Below are 15,526 nucleotides of genomic sequence, written 5' to 3'. Positions count from 1 at the left end.
CTCACGAGCTCACCGCCGGAATCGTGTGGATGCGGCACGGGTGCACACGGCGCTGCGTATCGGCGCAGTGCGACTCCACCTGCGCCGTGAAGCCCGCGGCGGACATGCCCCGCGCCACCTCGGCCACGCGCTGCAGGAACCGCCGCCGCGCCTCGCCGTCGAGCGCGTGCTGGTGCGCGATCCGGTAGTCGCTCTTCGCCAGAGTCTTCGACACGATCACGAGTCGCGCCCCGCCCAGCGACCGCGGACTCGCCCCCGGCACGAGTCCCTCCTGCACGGCGATCTGATAGGCCGCGAGCTGCGCGTGCTCGAGCACCGCGCCGTCGGTCTCCGGGTCCGTCTTGCCCGTCTTGAGATCGACGACCACCGTGGTGCCCTCCTGATCGCCTGTCATGCGCTCCCATCCACGTCCTCGAGCGTGCGGGTGATCTCCCGCTCCGGCCGGATACGACTCCACGCGGTCGATGTATCCGTGCACGATGGCCCGGTGCGCCCGCTGCTCGTCGACCGCGTGCACCGTCGGCTCGTCGACGCCCTCCGCGACATCGACCGCGAAACGGAACTCCACCTCGCTGCCCAGCACGCGCCCTCCGTCGCGCGCGACATCGCCGAGGTAGGTGTGCAGCCGATCCACGAAGAGGTCGGCGCGGCGGCGCTCCTTGCGGCCGATCCACTCCGTCTCGAAGTCGAGCTCCGGCCAGTGCTCCGCCACGATCGCCCTCATGCGCTCCAGGTCGCCATCGGGCACGCGCTCCATGGCCTCGTGCACGATGGTGCCGATTCCGGCCGTGGGCGGCATCACGGTGTCGCCGCCGAGAGCCGACACGACCCAGTTCACGCCGCACTCCTCGTACGACTCGACCGTGGAGGGCGAGACGCGCGCACCCGTGACGGCGAGATCGCGAAGCGGCGCCTGTGTCGAGAGTGGCCGGACGCCGTACCATTCCGCGGGAGCGGCACCGGGCACACCCTCGCGCGCGAGCACCGCCAGCTGCGCCGCCGCCTCCCGGCGAACCGGCTCCGGCGACGCGGTCGTGAGGGCACGCCGGTGCCGCGCGACCAGACCGCGCAGGGTGAGCGGGTGTTCCGCGGAGGCGTGCCGCTCCGGCGGATCGGGCGGCGGGAGGAACCCGAAGAACGGGCTCGGCGTGAGGTCGTCGTCGTCCACGGCCGTGATCAGCAGCCGTGTGCGGGCTCGCGAGATCGCCCGCACGAACAGCCGGAGCTCGTCGTGCAGGGCGGCCCGTCGACGATCGAGGACCCCGGGCGGCTCTTCCGGCACGCCCGTACGGGCGGCCTCGAGCGCGCCGGGCAGGCGCCACGTCTGCAGGAGCCCACCGCGCAGCCGCACGTTGGGCCAGACACCGTCCTGGACCCCGGCGACCACGACCGCGTCGAACTCCGTGCCCAGCGCCGTCGCCGGCGTGAGGAGGGTGACCTTGCCCGGCCGCTCCGGAGTCGACAGCGTGTCCTCCGGGACCTCGCTGTCGAGGATGTCGCGCACGAACACCTCGGGCTTCTCGTTCGGCGTGCGCTCCACGAAGCGCTTCGCCGCGTCGAACAGCGACACCAGCGCGTCGAGCGATCGAGCGGTCTCCGCTCCCGTCGGCAGGAGCGACATCTCGCGCCAGGCCACCTGCAAACGCCGCCCGTCCACCGCCCGTGCCTGCTCCCACACCCGCCATAGCAGGTCGTGGATGGTCTCGCCCTCGGCGGCCGCCCCGGCGACCGCGGCGACGGTTTCCGCGAAGCGCTCCGCCGTGCGCGACTCCGGCGCGTCGATGAGGGTGAGGGTCGCGGGCTGCGAGAGCGCCTGGCGCAGCAGCTCACGCGCGGGGGTGGAGCCGCCCTCCGCGAGTTCGAGGTGCCGCAGCCGGGCCCGGAGCCGCCGCAGCGCGATCGCGTCCATGCCGCCGAACGGGGTGCGCAGAGCTTCTTCCCACGCCTGAACCGTGCGCTCGTCGTCGGGGGTGAGCGCGAGCCGCACGATCCCCACGATGTCGCGCACCACGCCCTCGCTGCCGAGAGGGCGCTGGACTCCGGCGGCTCTGGTCGGGATCTCCCGTGCCGCCAGCTCGGTCTCCAGCGCCGTCACCTGACGGGTGTCGTGCGCGATCACGGCCATCCGCTCCCACGGAACGCCGTCGCTCAGGTGCCAGTCGCGCATGACCCCGGCGATCCGGTCGAACTCCTCGTACGGCGACGGGGCGAGGAACGTCGACACGACCGCGGGATCGTCGTCCGCCGCGGCCGGTGCCGGCGGCCGGCGATGCTCCACGCGCCCGGAGACGCCGATCGCCTGCGTCACGGTGCGGGTCAGGGAGGTGAGTCTGGCGTGTTGGCGATGGGCGCCGTCGAGCACGTGCACCTCGCCCAGTGCGCCGGCGAGCTGTGAGAACAGTTCGGGGCTCGCTCCGCGGAACGCCCCGGAGGAGATGTCGGGGTCGCCGAAGGCCAGCACCGCGACGCCCCGGTCGAGCAGCGCGCGGACCACCGCGATGCCCCCGCGCGTGAGCTCCTGCGCGTCGTCGATGAGCACGACGCGCACGGGAGCCAGCGGGCCGAGGGTCGCGGCGTCGGCCGTGCGCAGGATCGCGCTGGCTTCGGCCAGCAGGTCGGCCGCGTCCCGGTGGGCCGAGCGCAGGGCGTCCAGCACCGTGCGGTACTCCACCAGGAACTCGGCCGCCGCCGCCCACACGTCGTTGCCCGACGACCGCAGCTCGTCCGGGCCGACGCCGAGTTCGGTGCACTCGGCGAGGAATGCGCGCAGCTCCGAGCGGAAGCCCCTGGACGCCCGCACGGACGCACTGAGCGACGCCGGCCAGGCGATGCGCTCGTCCTCCGCGTCGCCCGCGAGCAGTTCGGCGATGATGCGGTCCTGGTCGGCACCCGTGAGCAGGGCGGGCGGCTCCGCACCCTCTCGCACCATCGCCCCGCGCACCAGCTGGAACGCGAACGACCCGAGCGAGCGGGCCAGGGGGCCGGGGGTCGCCTGGCTCACGCGCACACCGATACGGTCGCGCAGGGCGGTCGCGGCCTGCCGACTCGGCGTGAGGGCGAGGACCTCCTCGGGACGCAGGCCCTCCTCCTCTATGAGCCGCACGACCCGGTCGACCAGGGTGCTCGTCTTCCCCGTCCCCGGGGCGCCGATGATGACGCCGGAGGCGGTCGGCGGCGCCGTGATCACGGCACGTTGGGCGGCATCCGAAGTCATGTCCTCCACGCTAACGGGAGCGGCCGACATGGGCGTCGCCGCCGCGAGGCACGCACCTGTGCGCTCCTGGCGAAACCGGCGCCGAGCGCCGATCCCGTCCCGGTGCCGCGCGATAGAGTTGGCGAGTCCGACGAACTGCAAGGAGCACGCGTGGAAATCCGCATCGGCATCATCAACACCGGCCGCGAGCTGAGCTTCGACACCGCCGCGACGGCCGACGAGGTTCGCACCCAGGTCTCCACCGCTCTCGAGCAGAGCGCGAGCCACCTGAGCTTCGCCGATGTGAAGGGCAACTCCTACATCGTGCCGACCGCGAACCTCGCCTACATCGAGCTGGGCACCGAGGAGTCGCGTCGCGTCGGCTTCGTCGCCTGACCGCGGATGTACATCCTCCTCGCCCTCATCGCCGCGTGCGCGCTCGGCATCGCCGTGCACTACGCGATCGGCGGCCGTGAGCTTCGGGGCGTCGCCCTTGCTCCGGCCGTCGCCACGGCCGCGGCCGCGATCCTCTACACCGCGCTCCAGTGGGCCGGTGTCGGCGAGGACAGCCCCTGGCTCTGGCTCGCGAGCATCCTCGGCGCCGTGGCGGTGTCGGTCGTGGCGACGCTCGCGGTCACCGCGCTTCGTCGTCGCACGGACGCCGAAGCGAAGGCCGCACTCGGCATCTGACCCCGCGGGGGCGACCGCTCAGGAGGCCAGCCCCATCGCGTCCATCCGTCGCGCGTGGGCACCCATCAGCTCGGTGTACACCGGCTCGATGCGCTCCTCCTCGACCGCGAGCAGTTCAGGCCGCAGCGCCGCACGGCACACGAGGATCGTGTCGCCCACGAGTCGTCTCGCCCACATCGACAACAGCGAGCGCCACTCCTCGTCGCTCTCGATGGTCTCCTGGATGATCGCGACGATCTCGTGCCTCGCATCGTCCTCGCGAAGGATCTCGGCGACACGGCGCCCCGGCTCGCCGTAGCTGGACGCGAGCGCCAGATAGAAGTCGTCGAGCATGCCCGCCGTGATGTACACCGCCAGCAGGGTCTCGCGCGGCCGGGCACCGATCGTCTTCCGTCGGAACGCGTCCAGGTGCTCGCGGAACGGGAGCATGAGCTGCGTGGGGTCGTCACCGCGCTCGGCGATCAAGTCGACGATCCCCCGGTGCTTGGTGAGGGCGGCGCCCGCGGCTCGTGACAGGGCCTCCTTCTCGGACAGCTCCGGCGTCGCGCGGATCAGGCGGGTCAGCGTCTCGAAGTAGCCCAGCTGCAGGTACGCGGCCTGCCCGAGGAACCGCGGCAGCTCGGGCGCCAGCTCCGCGAAGTCGACCCGCGTCGCATCGCTCTGCTCGCCGCGACTGCGCAATGCCAGCGCTCGGCGGGGTGCGCGGTCGCGCTGCCAGAACCACTTAACCACGAGGCCGTCCTCCCGAGTCCACCACGTCGTTCACAATACTCGGGGACGCGCTTCTTCCTGGCGGAGAGGACCCCTCCGGTAGGCTGTCCCTGTCCCCGCCGTCGGAGCGGGGCCCCGCGCCTGTGGCACAAGAGACGGCGTGGCTCCGTTAACGTGGCGATCCCGAGGATCGCCGGACAGGCAATCTGAAAACAGTGACAACTTTCGCCGATCTCGGCATCGATCAGGACATCGTCGACGCACTGGCCGCGAAGGGCATCGTGGATGCCTTCCCGATCCAGGAGCAGACCATCCCCCTCGGCCTCCCGGGCCAGGACATCATCGGTCAGGCCAAGACCGGCACCGGCAAGACCTTCGGCTTCGGCATCCCCGTGGTGCAGCGGCTCGGGAAGGACCCGGCGCCCGGCGTGAAGGCGCTGATCGTCGTCCCGACCCGCGAGCTCGCGGTGCAGGTGTACGAGGACATCGACCTGCTCACCAGCAACCGCTCCACGAGCGTCGTCGCGATCTACGGCGGCAAGGCGTATGAGGGCCAGATCGACCAGCTCAAGGCGGGCGCACAGATCGTCGTCGGCACCCCGGGTCGTCTGATCGACCTCGCCGGCCAGCGTCTGCTCGACCTGTCGAACGCGACCGAGGTCGTGCTCGACGAGGCGGACAAGATGCTCGACCTCGGGTTCCTCGCCGACATCGAGAAGATCTTCCAGAAGGTGCCGCCCGTCCGGCACACCCAGCTGTTCTCGGCGACCATGCCCGGCCCGATCGTGGCTCTCGCGCGGCGCTTCATGACGAACCCGATCCACATCCGTGCGAACGACCCGGATGAGGGCCTGACGCAGGCCAACATCAAGCACCTCGTCTACCGGGCTCACTCGCTCGACAAGGACGAGGTGATCGCCCGCATCCTGCAGGCTGAAGGCCGCGGCAAGACCGTCATCTTCACGCGCACCAAGCGGGCGGCGCAGCGTCTGGTCGATGAGCTGAGCGACCGCGGCTTCAACGTCGGCGGCGTGCACGGCGACATGGGTCAAGATCAGCGCGAGCGGTCGATGGCGGCGTTCAAGGCGGGCAAGAAGGACGTGCTCGTCGCGACCGACGTCGCCGCCCGTGGCATCGACGTCGACGACGTCACACATGTGATCAACCACACGATCCCGGACGAGGAGAAGACCTACCTCCACCGCGCCGGCCGCACGGGCCGCGCCGGCAAGACGGGCATCGCCGTCACGTTCGTCGACTGGGAGGACCTGCACAAGTGGGCCCTCATCAACCGGGCCCTCGAGTTCGGTCAGCCCGAGCCGATCGAGACCTACTCGTCGAGCCCGCACCTGTACACCGACCTCGACATCCCCGAGGGCACCAAGGGCCGTCTGGTGACGGCGCCGAAGAAGGACGCGGTCAAGACCGAGCGCACCCGCCGTCCCGAGCGCGCCGCCGACGCTGCCGCGGAAGGCACGGGTGAGGCGGGCACGCGTCGACGTCGCCGCCGCCGCAACGGCTCGAGCCAGGTCGGCTCGACGTTCGCAGAGGGTGCCGCCGATGGCGCCTCGTCCGCGGATTCCGCCGCGACGTCCACGGACCGCGCTGCCGAGGGCGCCGGAACGCACGACGGCGCCGGTAAGGAGCACCACGACGGCAAGCCCGCTCCGGCGCGCCGCCGTCGTCGCCGTCGCGGGGGTTCCGGTGCCGCCGGCGCCGCCCCCGTCGCCGGCGCCTGAGCGTCACCTCCGTCCCGAAGGGCGCCGCGCGGTCACCCGTGCGGCGCCCTTCGTCGTTCCGACCTGGTCGCCACGTCGGACCGCGGGTGGCTCGCTGCCAGATCAGGGATAGCGTGGTGCGGATCCGGACGCGCGGTCGATCAACCGCTGCACCATTTCGTCGGCCGTGGTGTTCTCCCCCGGCCGGTTCGGCTTGCCGGTGCCGTGGTAGTCGCTGGATCCCGTGACGATGAGGTCGTGCCGTTCGGCGAGCTCACGGAGGATCCGCTTGCCCTGCGCGGTGTTCTCGCGATGGTCCACCTCGAAGCCGCCGAGCCCGGCCGCGATGAGCCGCTCGATGTAGGCGACCGGCATCATGCGGTCGCGACCCGCCGTGACGGGGTGGGCGATGACCGCCACGCCCCCCGCCTCCGTGATGAGTCGCACGGCGGTGAGCGGATCGGGCGCATAGTGGGGTTCGTAGTACCCCTCCCGCGGGTGCAGGATGCCGTCGAACGCCTCGGTGCGATCCCGCACGATGCCGCGGGCGACCAGCGCATCGGCGATGTGGGGGCGCCCGACCGTGGCGTCCAGGGTGGTCTGTGCGACGACGTCGTCCCAGTGCAGGTCGTAGTCGCGGCCGATGTTGCGCACGATGCGCTCGGCGCGTCCGATCCGGTCGTCACGGATGCGGTCGGTCTCGGCGCGCAGCGCGGAGTCCTCCGGGTCGAACAGGTAGCCGAGCACGTGCACGCTGCGCCACTCGTGCTTGGCGGAGAGCTCCATGCCGGGGAGGAACGTCATGCCGAGTGCGACGGCCGCGTCTCCCGCCTCGGTCCACCCACTGGTGCGGTCGTGATCCGTCAGCGCGGCGGTTCGCACGCCGTGCGCGTGCACCTGTCGCATGACCTCGGCGGGCGACTCGGTGCCGTCGGAGTGGTTCGAGTGCAGATGCAGGTCGGCGGGACCGGTGAACCTGTGTGACGCGGCGGGCATCCTCTGAGCGTACCCAGCGCTGGGCTCCCCGGCTTCGAGGTCGCGCCGACCGGCGTCGCGGCAGCGACTTCACAGGCGTCGCTTCTAGGCTGGTGGGGATGTTTCGTCTCCTGGGGATCCTGTTCACCGTGCTGTTCGCGATCGCGACGGCGATCGTGGTGTGGCCGCAGTTCTTCCGTCTCGAGCAGACCTATCCGTTCGCGCAGCTCGTCGCCGCGCGCGGCCTGGTGCTCGTCGCGCTCCTCGTGGTCGCCGTGCTGGCGCTCCTGCTGCTGCTGGCACGGCCGTTGCGCGGCTTCGCAGCGTCGATCCTGATCGTCGCGCTGCTGGGCGCCGGCGCCACCGGAGTGATCGGCGCGACGCGCGGCTTCGAGGGCGCGACGCTTCCGGCGGCGACCGACACCAGCCTGCGGGTGCTCACGTGGAACACCGCCGGCGAGGCCGTACCGGCGGAGGAGATCGCGCAGCGCATCCTGGAGCAGGGTGCCGACGTCGTCGCGCTGCCGGAGACGACCGAGGCGGTGGGCGAGCGCATCGCCCTGATGCTGCGCGAGCAGGGTCACCCGATGTGGGTGCACCATGTGCAGTTCCGCCCGGACGTGCCCAACGGCCCGCAGTCGTGGCAGACGACGGTGCTCGTGGCTCCGGAACTGGGCGAGTACTCCGTGATCGAGTCGTCGAAGGACGGCACCAGCAACACGGGATCCGTTCCGAGCGTGGTGCTGATGCCGGTCGACGGCGAGGGCCCGACGATCGTGGCCGTGCACGCGGTCGCTCCGCGCATGGAGGAGATGCAGCAGTGGCAGAGCGACCTGCAGTGGATCGCCGACCAGTGCCCGGCGGGCGACTTCATCCTCGCGGGCGACTTCAACGCCACGGTCGATCACATGGCCTCGCTCGGCGTGGAGGGTGGCGACATGGGCTATTGCCGTGACGTCGCCTCACGCACCGGCAACGGTCTGGCCGGCACGTGGCCCAGCTCGCTTCCCGCGCTGGCCGGTGCCCCCATCGATCACGTCATGGCATCCCCGAACTGGCGGCCGACCGGTTCCGTCGTCCTCGACGATGCGGGAGGCAGCGATCACCGCGCCCTCGTCGTGCAGCTGGAGCCGGCCGGCTGATCCTGCGGGCCCGCCCCGGATGAGAGACTGGAGCGATGAGCACCGGAGAACACGACACGATCGCCGAAGAGGCCGCCGCGGCCCCCGTCGAGAACAGCTCGACGAATCGCAAGCAGCCCTTCCCGCGGGGTTTCCTCGAGACGATTTCGACCGGCTGGGCCGAGCGCCCTGAGACTGTTCCCCAGCCGCGGGCACAGGCTCCGTTCGCCGCGAAGCGCCGTGCCGCACTGTCGGCCGCGTTCCCCGGCAAGCGCCTGGTCCTCCCCGCCGGTTCGCTCAAGCAGCGCAGCAACGACACCGACTATGTGTTCCGCGCGCACTCCGCGTTCGCTCACCTCACGGGCTGGGCGTCGGACGCCGAGCCCGACTCGGTGCTGGTGTTCGAGCCGACCGACGACGGTCACGACGTCACGCTGTACTTCCGGGAGCGTGCCGACCGCACCACCACCGAGTTCTACGCCGACGCGACGATCGGCGAGTTCTGGATCGGCCCTCGCCCGTCTCTGGCGGGCGTCGCCGCCGATCTGCAGATCGCCACGGCCCACCTGCACGAGTTCGCGCCCGCCGACGGCGACCTCGTGCTGGACGAGGACGACACCCTGACGCGGACCGTGTCCGAGCTGAGACTCATCAAGGACGAGTTCGAGATCGCCGAGATGCGTCGGGCCGTCGAGATCACCGCGAACGGCTTCGACGACATCATCCGCGAGCTTCCCGCCGCGATCGCACACGTGCGCGGTGAGCGTGTCGTCGAGGGTGTCTTCCACCGCCGCGCGCGCGAAGACGGCAACGGCGAGGGCTACGACACGATCGCGGCATCCGGCCCGCACGCCTGCTACCTGCACTGGACGCGCAACGACGGTGTGGTCGCGCCCGGCGACCTGATCCTGGTCGATGCGGGCGTGGAGGCGGACAGCCTGTACACCGCCGACATCACCCGCACGCTGCCCGTCTCCGGCACGTTCACCGAGGTGCAGCGACGGGTGTACGAGACCGTGCGCGAGGCCGCGGATGCCGCGTTCGCCGCAGCTCGCGTGGGGGTGCGGTTCCGTGATGTGCACGCGGCCGCGATGGCCGTGATCGCCGAGCGAACCGCCGAGTGGGGCCTGCTGCCCGTCACGGCCGAAGAGGCGTTGGACGCGGATGCCGGCGGACAGCACCGTCGCTACATGGTGCACGGCACCTCGCATCACCTGGGCATCGACGTGCACGACTGCGCGCAGGCCCGCCGCGAGATGTACTACGACGGCATCCTCGCCCCCGGCATGGTCTTCACGATCGAGCCCGGCCTGTACTTCCAGATCGACGACCTCACGGTGCCCGCCGAGCTGCGCGGCATCGGCGTCCGCATCGAAGACGACATCCTCATGACCGAGGACGGCCCGGTGAACCTCTCGGCCGGCATCCCCCGGACGGCCGACGAGGTCGAGGCGTGGATGGCTCGGCTCCGCGGCTGATCGGCGATGCACGACGGTGAGCTGACGGTCGACGAGGCGCTCGCCGACCGTCTGCTCGCCCGTCTCCTTCCCGACCTGCACGGCCGGCCGCTGCGCCCGGCGCCCGGAGCGGGTACCGTCAACACGATCGTGCGGCTCGGCGACGATCTCGTCGCACGGTTCCCGCTGCTCGCCGCCGATGAGGACCGGCTCCGGGCCGAGGCGTCCGCCTTGCGGGAGTTCGCGGCGGCCGTGCCGTTCGCAGCGCCGCTGCCCGTGCACATCCTCCCGCCCTCCTCCGAGTACGCCTCGGCATGGTCGGTGCAGACGTGGGTTCCCGGCCGAACCGCCGATCCGCGGGCCCACGCCGAGGCGACAGGACTCGCGGACGACCTGGGAACCCTGATCCGCGCGCTGCGCCGCGTCGACACGGCCGGGCGCGAATTCGACGGCCGTGGGAGGGGCGGCGTGCTGGCCGACCACGACGAGTGGGTCGCGGGGTGCCTGAGCCGCAGCGGTCACCTGTTCGATGTTCCCCTGGCGACCGCGCTCTGGGCGGCACTGCGCTCACTGCCACCCGCGGGCACCGTGGTCATGAGCCACCGTGACCTCACCCCGTACAACCTGCTGGTCGCGGACGACATCGATCGCGCGCGACTCGTGGGTGTGCTCGACGGCGGCGACTTCGGACCGGCCGACCCCGCGCTCGATCTCGTCTGCGCGTGGCACCTGTTCGAGCCGTCGGCCCGGGAGGTGCTGCGTGCGGTCGTCGAGGCGGACGCGGCGACGTGGCTGCGGGGCGCGGGGTGGGCGTTCCAGCAGGCGGCGGGGCTCGGCTGGTACTACGAGCGCTCGAATCCGTCGATGAGTGCGCTGGGGCGTTCGACGATGCGTCGGTTGCTCATGGACGACGAGCTGCGCCGACTGGTCTAGGCGACCCCGGTGACGCCCTTCGGCCGGGAGGGGTGGCGGGCCGCCGTTCTCCCCAGATCGGCGGCCCATCCCCCCTGAATCGGAGCGGGCCGGGCCGGGAACTCCTCCCCCGAGGCTCCCGAGCCCACCCGACCGGCGCAGAACCCCCCGCACCGGCGCCCGAACTCCGCCCCCCGGAGGAGTTCGTACGGCTGTCTCCACCTGATGAGACGCTCCCGCACGCGATTCATTACGCGAGTCGTGAGAAAAATCGGAGAAGGTTGCTCAGGCGTGCCGGGCGGCGAGGAAGTCGCGGATGATCGGAGCGAGTGAGCCCCCCACGTCGGCGGCGGGGCGCTTGAGTCCCTTGACCTCGAAGGAGTGCCCGCCGCCCTCGATCCAGTGCACGCGGGCGTCCTGGCAGGTGGCAAGCGCTTCCTCGAACTGCGACAGCGGCTGGATGAACGGGTCAGCGGTCCCCTCGATGAACAACTGCGGCACCGTGATGGTCGGGAGGTGCTCGGTGCGCGGCCGGTCGGGTCGTCCCGGCGGGTGCAGCGGATACCCGAGATAGATGAGTCCGTCGACGACAAGGCCCTCGGCGACCGCGAGCGACGCCATCCGGCCACCGTACGACTTGCCGGCCGCCCAGATGCGACGGCCAGGATGCGCAGCGCGCGCGGACTCGACGACCGCACGCCAGGTGGCGACGGCATGCGCCGCGGGTCCCGGCATCTTCCGCCCCTGCTCGCTGTAGGGGAAGGAGAACCGCGCTGTCGCGAGGCCGAGGCCGTCGAGCGCTCCGGCGAGTCCGACGAGGAACGGGTGGTCCTTGCCCGCGCCCGCGCCGTGGGCGATCAGCACGACGTGGTCGCTCTCGGCCTCGGTGGCATCGACGGTCACGGTGACGGTGCCGTTGGGCAGCGCGACCTCGAGGGTGCTCATCGATCCCCGCGCCGTGTCATCGCGCGGTGCCCGCGGCTCCGGGATCCGCTGGGCGCGGCGGGACACCGGGCTCCGGTGCCGGCGCGGGCTCGGGCGCGGGGGCAGGCTCCGGTGCGGGCGCAGGCTCGGGTGCCGGCGCGGGAGCAGGCTCCGGCGCGGGCTCCGGTGCGGGCGCAGGCTCCGGTGCGGGCGCAGGCTGAGGTGCGGGAGTCGGGGTCGCCGGCGGAGCAGGAGCGGCGGGCGGTGCCGGAGCGGGCGCGGGGGCGCCACCGCCTGGCGTGATGCGCTCCCCGTAGCGCGGCGGCTCGTCGAGGTTCACCGGCGGGCGCACCGGAGCGACGCGGGTGGCGCCGAGCACCTGCCGCGCCTTGGCGAGCGAGGCGGCCTGCACGGTCACCTCGTAGTGGTCGGCCGCGAACTGCGTCACACTCGCGAAGTCGCGGCGGCGACGGACGATCGCGTAGGTGATGAGACTGAGCAGCATGCCGACCGCGACGCCGATGAACACGAAGCCGACGAAGAGCTGGATCGGCACCTCAGGGTTGCCGAGCACCAGGATCGCCGACAGGAACAGGCCGATCAGAATGCCGTTGATCGCCCCGGACCGGGCAGCGGCCGCGTATCCGAGTCGCCCGGTCACGCGCTCGACGGTACGGACGCTCTGTCCGACGATCGCGATGTCCCGCGCCGGCACCTCTCCGGCGATCAGCTTCGACACCGTCTTCTGTGCGCTCTCGTAGTCGCGCATCGAGGCGACGATCTCGCCGGTGTCCGTGCCGTTCGCTGGGCGATTAAGCATGCTCATCAAGCCATTCTTCCATGCCGTGCACACCGGCGCCCCGTCCGCCGTCCGGCCGCGACGGCCGAAGCCGCGGGATACGCTGGACGCGTGAGCACACAACGGGTCTTCGCCGCGCGCCTCGCCGGGTGCGCCGTCTTCGATCCCCTCGGCGACCGGCTCGGCAAGGTCCGGGATGTCGTCGTCGTGTATCGAAGTACCGCGGCCCCCCGTGTGATCGGCCTCGTGGTCGAGATTCCCGGACGTCGCCACGTGTTCCTGTCGATCGGCCGGGTCACCTCGATCCGCTCGGGCCAGGTGATCACCACCGGGCTCATCAACGTGCGCCGCTTCTCGCCGCGCGCCGGGGAGGTGCGGGTGCTCGCCGAGCTTCTCGGGCGTCGGGTGAACCTCATCGACGGCAGTGGCACCGCCGTGATCGAAGACGTCGCCATCGAGCCGAACCGCCTGGGCGAATGGGCGATCAGCCAGTTGTTCCTCCGTCGGCCGAAGACCGGGGCCTCCCCTTTCGCGAAGGGCCCGACGACGTTCGCTGCGTGGAACGAGGTCGCGGAGGAACGTGCGCCTGGCGAGGCGCAGTCCGCGGAGCAGCTCGTGGCGTCCTACTCCGAGCTGCACGCCGCCGACCTCGCCAACACGCTCCTGGACCTCCCGCAGCAGCGGATGATCGAGGTCGCCGAGGAGCTCTCCGACGACCGTCTCGCCGATGCTCTGGAGGAGATGCCCGAGGACGAGCAGGTGCACATCCTCGACCGCCTCGGTGACGAGCGCGCCGCGGACATCCTCGATCAGATGGAGCCGGACGACGCCGCCGACCTGCTCGCCCAGCTGCCGCCCAACCGCCTGGAGCAGCTGCTCGAGCTGATGGAGCCGGAGGAGGCCGAGGACGTGCGGATGCTGCTCCGCTACGGCCCGGACACCGCGGGCGGGCTCATGACGCCCGAGCCGATCATCCTCTCCGCCGACGCGACGGTCGCCGAGGCGCTCGCGCTCATTCGTCGCCACGAGCTGCACCCCGCTCTCGCGGCCGCGGTCTTCGTCACGCTGCCGCCGTTCGAGACCCCGACCGGGCGGTTGCTCGGGCTCGTGCACTTCCAGCGGATGCTGCGCTATCCCCCGCATGAGCGACTCGGAGCGATCCTCGACGACAGTCTCGAACCGGTCCCGGTCACCGCGTCGGCGGCCGAGGTCGCCCGCATGCTCGCCAGCTACGACCTGGTGTCGCTGCCGGTGGTCGACGCCGCTCACCGCCTCGTCGGCGCCATCAGCATCGACGACGTGCTCGATTATCTGCTGCCGGACGACTGGCGCACGCACGACAGCGATGACGCCGCACCACCCGCGACGGAGGTGCGCTGATGGCGAGGATGAGCCGCTCGACGCCGCGCCTCGATGCGCCGGGCCGGGGAACCACGCGCCCCCGCACGACCTCGCGCGATCGATTCGGGCGTTTCACCGAGTGGGTCGCCCGGGCGATGGGCACCCCCGCGTTCCTGGTGATCCTCAGCCTGTTCTGCATCCTCTGGATCGGGTGGAACACGCTCATGCCGCGTCACCTCCGCTTCGACGACGCCGCCCTCGGGTTCACCGCGCTGACCCTGATGCTGTCTCTGCAGGCCTCGTATGCCGCGCCCCTGATCCTGCTTGCGCAGAACCGGCAGGATGACCGCGACCGCGTGCAGATCGAGCAGGACCGGCAGCGGGCCGAGCGCAACCTCGCCGACACGGAGTACCTGGCGAGGGAGATCGTGGCACTGCGGATGTCGCTGGAGGAGCGCAACGCGCAGACGGTCACCCGTGATGTGCTCCGCCAGGAGTTGAAGGCGCTGCTGGCCGAGCTGAACGACGCCGACGGCAAGCCGGCCGCCGGCGCGACCTCATGACGACGGCCGACAACGTCCGGAGCGCGGTCTCCGCGGTCACGGACCCCGAGCTGCGACGCCCGATCGGCGAGCTCGACATGGTGCGCGAGATCGCCGTCGACGGCGGGGTCGCCCGTGTCGGGATCGCGCTGACCATCGTCGGCTGCCCGGCGGCCGACCGCATCGAGAGGGACGTGCGCGCCGCGGCAGCCGCCGTGCCCGGCGTCGACAGCGTGGAGGTGGCCGTGGGAGTCATGACCCCGGCCGAGAGGAAGGCCCTGACCGAGAGGCTGCGCGCCGGGCGTCCGCCCCGGCACATGCCGTTCGGCCCCGACTCGCTCACCCGCGTGATCCTGGTGTCCAGCGGCAAGGGCGGCGTGGGCAAATCCACCGTCACCGCCAACCTCGCGGTCGCTCTTGCGCAGCGCGGTCTCACGGTCGGGCTGGTCGACGCCGACGTGCACGGCTTCTCGATCCCCGGCCTGCTCGGCATCCCCGCCGGCACGCAGCCCACGCGCATCGACGATCTGATGCTGCCCCCCGTCGCCCACGGGGTGAAAGCGATCTCGATCGGGATGTTCCTCCGGGACGGAGAGTCGGTGGTGGCCTGGCGCGGGCCCATGCTGCATCGGACCGTGTCCCAGTTCCTCACCGACGTGTTCTTCGGCGACCTCGACGTGCTCCTGATCGACATGCCGCCCGGCACCGGCGACATCGCGATCTCGATCGGGCAGCTGCTCCCCCACGCCGAGGTCGTGGTGGTGACCACGCCACAGGCGGCCGCGTCCGACGTGGCCATCCGCAGCGGGCTGGTGGCGCGGCAGACCGGCCAGCGGGTGATCGGAGTGGTCGAGAACATGGCGGCGTACACGCTCCCGGACGGCACCGTGGTGGATCTGTTCGGCGCGGGCGGAGGCGCGGCGGTCGCCGAGGCCCTCTCCGAGCCGGGCGCCGCGGTTCCGCTGCTGGCCTCGATCCCGCTGAGCCCCGCCCTGCGCCGGGGCGGCGATGAGGGCGAACCCGTCGTGATCGCCGACCCGGACGACACCGCGGCCTCCGCGATCCGCGCCCTTGCCGAGAACCTCGGACGACAGGGGCGGGGACTGGCCGGTCGTCCGCTGCCGATGTCGATCTCCTGAACCG

Annotated in this window: 14 protein-coding genes; 9 read left to right on the top strand and 5 right to left on the bottom strand. The window is 71.6% G+C overall.

Annotated elements, in window-relative coordinates; translation table 11 throughout:
• Position 1 precedes the first annotated feature (1 nt).
• Positions 2-3,214 carry an ATP-dependent helicase gene (locus KE274_RS15790; protein WP_211545476.1) on the bottom strand — a complete coding sequence of 1,071 codons (3,213 nt, stop codon included), beginning with the start codon at positions 3,212-3,214 and terminating at the stop codon, positions 2-4.
• A gap of 150 nt (positions 3,215-3,364) precedes the next feature.
• Between KE274_RS15790 and KE274_RS15785 the strand changes: the two genes are divergently transcribed.
• Positions 3,365-3,589 (top strand): DUF3107 domain-containing protein, encoded by a 225-nt coding sequence (locus KE274_RS15785; protein WP_101846597.1) that lies wholly within the window; start codon positions 3,365-3,367, stop codon positions 3,587-3,589.
• A gap of 6 nt (positions 3,590-3,595) precedes the next feature.
• On the top strand, positions 3,596-3,883 hold the full coding sequence (locus KE274_RS15780) for a hypothetical protein (RefSeq protein WP_211545474.1): 288 nt from the start codon (positions 3,596-3,598) through the stop codon (positions 3,881-3,883).
• A gap of 18 nt (positions 3,884-3,901) precedes the next feature.
• Here KE274_RS15780 and KE274_RS15775 read toward each other — a convergent pair whose 3' ends face one another.
• Positions 3,902-4,615, bottom strand: a complete 714-nt coding sequence (locus tag KE274_RS15775; RefSeq protein ID WP_211545472.1) for a ferritin-like fold-containing protein — start codon at positions 4,613-4,615, stop codon at positions 3,902-3,904.
• A gap of 194 nt (positions 4,616-4,809) precedes the next feature.
• On the opposite strand from KE274_RS15775, the gene KE274_RS15770 reads away from it, so the two are divergent.
• Positions 4,810-6,333, top strand: a complete 1,524-nt coding sequence (locus tag KE274_RS15770) for a DEAD/DEAH box helicase (RefSeq protein ID WP_211545470.1) — start codon at positions 4,810-4,812, stop codon at positions 6,331-6,333.
• Between the two features lie 102 nt (positions 6,334-6,435).
• Here the strand turns inward: KE274_RS15770 and KE274_RS15765 are convergent, their stop codons facing one another.
• Positions 6,436-7,308 (bottom strand): PHP domain-containing protein, encoded by an 873-nt coding sequence (locus KE274_RS15765; RefSeq protein WP_211545468.1) that lies wholly within the window; start codon positions 7,306-7,308, stop codon positions 6,436-6,438.
• A 98-nt stretch (positions 7,309-7,406) separates the two neighbouring features.
• Between KE274_RS15765 and KE274_RS15760 the strand changes: the two genes are divergently transcribed.
• From KE274_RS15760 to KE274_RS15750, 3 genes are read left to right on the top strand one after another with little or no spacing between them, the layout of a single operon-like run.
• Positions 7,407-8,429 carry an endonuclease/exonuclease/phosphatase family protein gene (locus KE274_RS15760; RefSeq protein WP_211545466.1) on the top strand — a complete coding sequence of 341 codons (1,023 nt, stop codon included), beginning with the start codon at positions 7,407-7,409 and terminating at the stop codon, positions 8,427-8,429.
• 35 nt (positions 8,430-8,464) lie between these two features.
• Complete coding sequence (locus KE274_RS15755; RefSeq protein WP_211545464.1) at positions 8,465-9,886, top strand: aminopeptidase P family protein; 1,422 nt, start codon at positions 8,465-8,467, stop codon at positions 9,884-9,886.
• A gap of 6 nt (positions 9,887-9,892) precedes the next feature.
• Positions 9,893-10,798 (top strand): phosphotransferase, encoded by a 906-nt coding sequence (locus tag KE274_RS15750; RefSeq protein WP_211545462.1) that lies wholly within the window; start codon positions 9,893-9,895, stop codon positions 10,796-10,798.
• Between the two features lie 264 nt (positions 10,799-11,062).
• On the opposite strand, the gene KE274_RS15745 is transcribed toward KE274_RS15750, so the two are convergent.
• Together KE274_RS15745 and KE274_RS15740 are read right to left on the bottom strand one after the other, a co-directional pair.
• Complete coding sequence (locus KE274_RS15745) at positions 11,063-11,722, bottom strand: alpha/beta hydrolase family protein (protein WP_211545460.1); 660 nt, start codon at positions 11,720-11,722, stop codon at positions 11,063-11,065.
• 16 nt (positions 11,723-11,738) lie between these two features.
• Positions 11,739-12,527 carry a general stress protein gene (locus KE274_RS15740; protein ID WP_249186538.1) on the bottom strand — a complete coding sequence of 263 codons (789 nt, stop codon included), beginning with the start codon at positions 12,525-12,527 and terminating at the stop codon, positions 11,739-11,741.
• A gap of 84 nt (positions 12,528-12,611) precedes the next feature.
• Between KE274_RS15740 and KE274_RS15735 the strand changes: the two genes are divergently transcribed.
• The 3 genes from KE274_RS15735 to KE274_RS15725 are packed head-to-tail and all read left to right on the top strand — an operon-like array spanning position 12,612 to position 15,522.
• Positions 12,612-13,880 (top strand): magnesium transporter MgtE N-terminal domain-containing protein, encoded by a 1,269-nt coding sequence (locus KE274_RS15735; RefSeq protein ID WP_211545458.1) that lies wholly within the window; start codon positions 12,612-12,614, stop codon positions 13,878-13,880.
• The gene (locus KE274_RS15730; protein WP_211545456.1) at positions 13,880-14,404 is read left to right on the top strand and encodes a DUF1003 domain-containing protein; all 525 of its coding nucleotides are present in this window, start codon (positions 13,880-13,882) and stop codon (positions 14,402-14,404) included. The genes KE274_RS15735 and KE274_RS15730 overlap by 1 nt, the downstream gene beginning before the upstream one ends.
• Positions 14,401-15,522 (top strand): Mrp/NBP35 family ATP-binding protein, encoded by a 1,122-nt coding sequence (locus tag KE274_RS15725; RefSeq protein ID WP_211545454.1) that lies wholly within the window; start codon positions 14,401-14,403, stop codon positions 15,520-15,522. The genes KE274_RS15730 and KE274_RS15725 overlap by 4 nt, the downstream gene beginning before the upstream one ends.
• Positions 15,523-15,526: the final 4 nt, after the last annotated feature.

The organism is Microbacterium paraoxydans, assembly GCF_018224615.1.
Lineage (GTDB): Bacteria > Actinomycetota > Actinomycetes > Actinomycetales > Microbacteriaceae > Microbacterium > Microbacterium paraoxydans_B.
The sequence above is the reverse complement of the archived record's forward strand: the minus strand, read 5'-3'. Positions and strand labels throughout refer to the sequence as shown.

Bases quoted from the DNA above. Each gene is read 5' to 3' on its own strand.
- KE274_RS15790 (WP_211545476.1), bottom strand. From the start codon at position 3,214: ATGACTTCGGATGCCGCCCAACGTGCCGTGATCACGGCGCCGCCGACC.
- KE274_RS15780 (WP_211545474.1), top strand. From the start codon at position 3,596: ATGTACATCCTCCTCGCCCTCATCGCCGCGTGCGCGCTCGGCATCGCC.
- KE274_RS15765 (WP_211545468.1), bottom strand. From the start codon at position 7,308: ATGCCCGCCGCGTCACACAGGTTCACCGGTCCCGCCGACCTGCATCTG.
- KE274_RS15760 (WP_211545466.1), top strand. From the start codon at position 7,407: ATGTTTCGTCTCCTGGGGATCCTGTTCACCGTGCTGTTCGCGATCGCG.
- KE274_RS15755 (WP_211545464.1), top strand. From the start codon at position 8,465: ATGAGCACCGGAGAACACGACACGATCGCCGAAGAGGCCGCCGCGGCC.
- KE274_RS15750 (WP_211545462.1), top strand. From the start codon at position 9,893: ATGCACGACGGTGAGCTGACGGTCGACGAGGCGCTCGCCGACCGTCTG.
- KE274_RS15745 (WP_211545460.1), bottom strand. From the start codon at position 11,722: ATGAGCACCCTCGAGGTCGCGCTGCCCAACGGCACCGTCACCGTGACC.
- KE274_RS15740 (WP_249186538.1), bottom strand. From the start codon at position 12,527: ATGAGCATGCTTAATCGCCCAGCGAACGGCACGGACACCGGCGAGATC.
- KE274_RS15730 (WP_211545456.1), top strand. From the start codon at position 13,880: ATGGCGAGGATGAGCCGCTCGACGCCGCGCCTCGATGCGCCGGGCCGG.
- KE274_RS15725 (WP_211545454.1), top strand. From the start codon at position 14,401: ATGACGACGGCCGACAACGTCCGGAGCGCGGTCTCCGCGGTCACGGAC.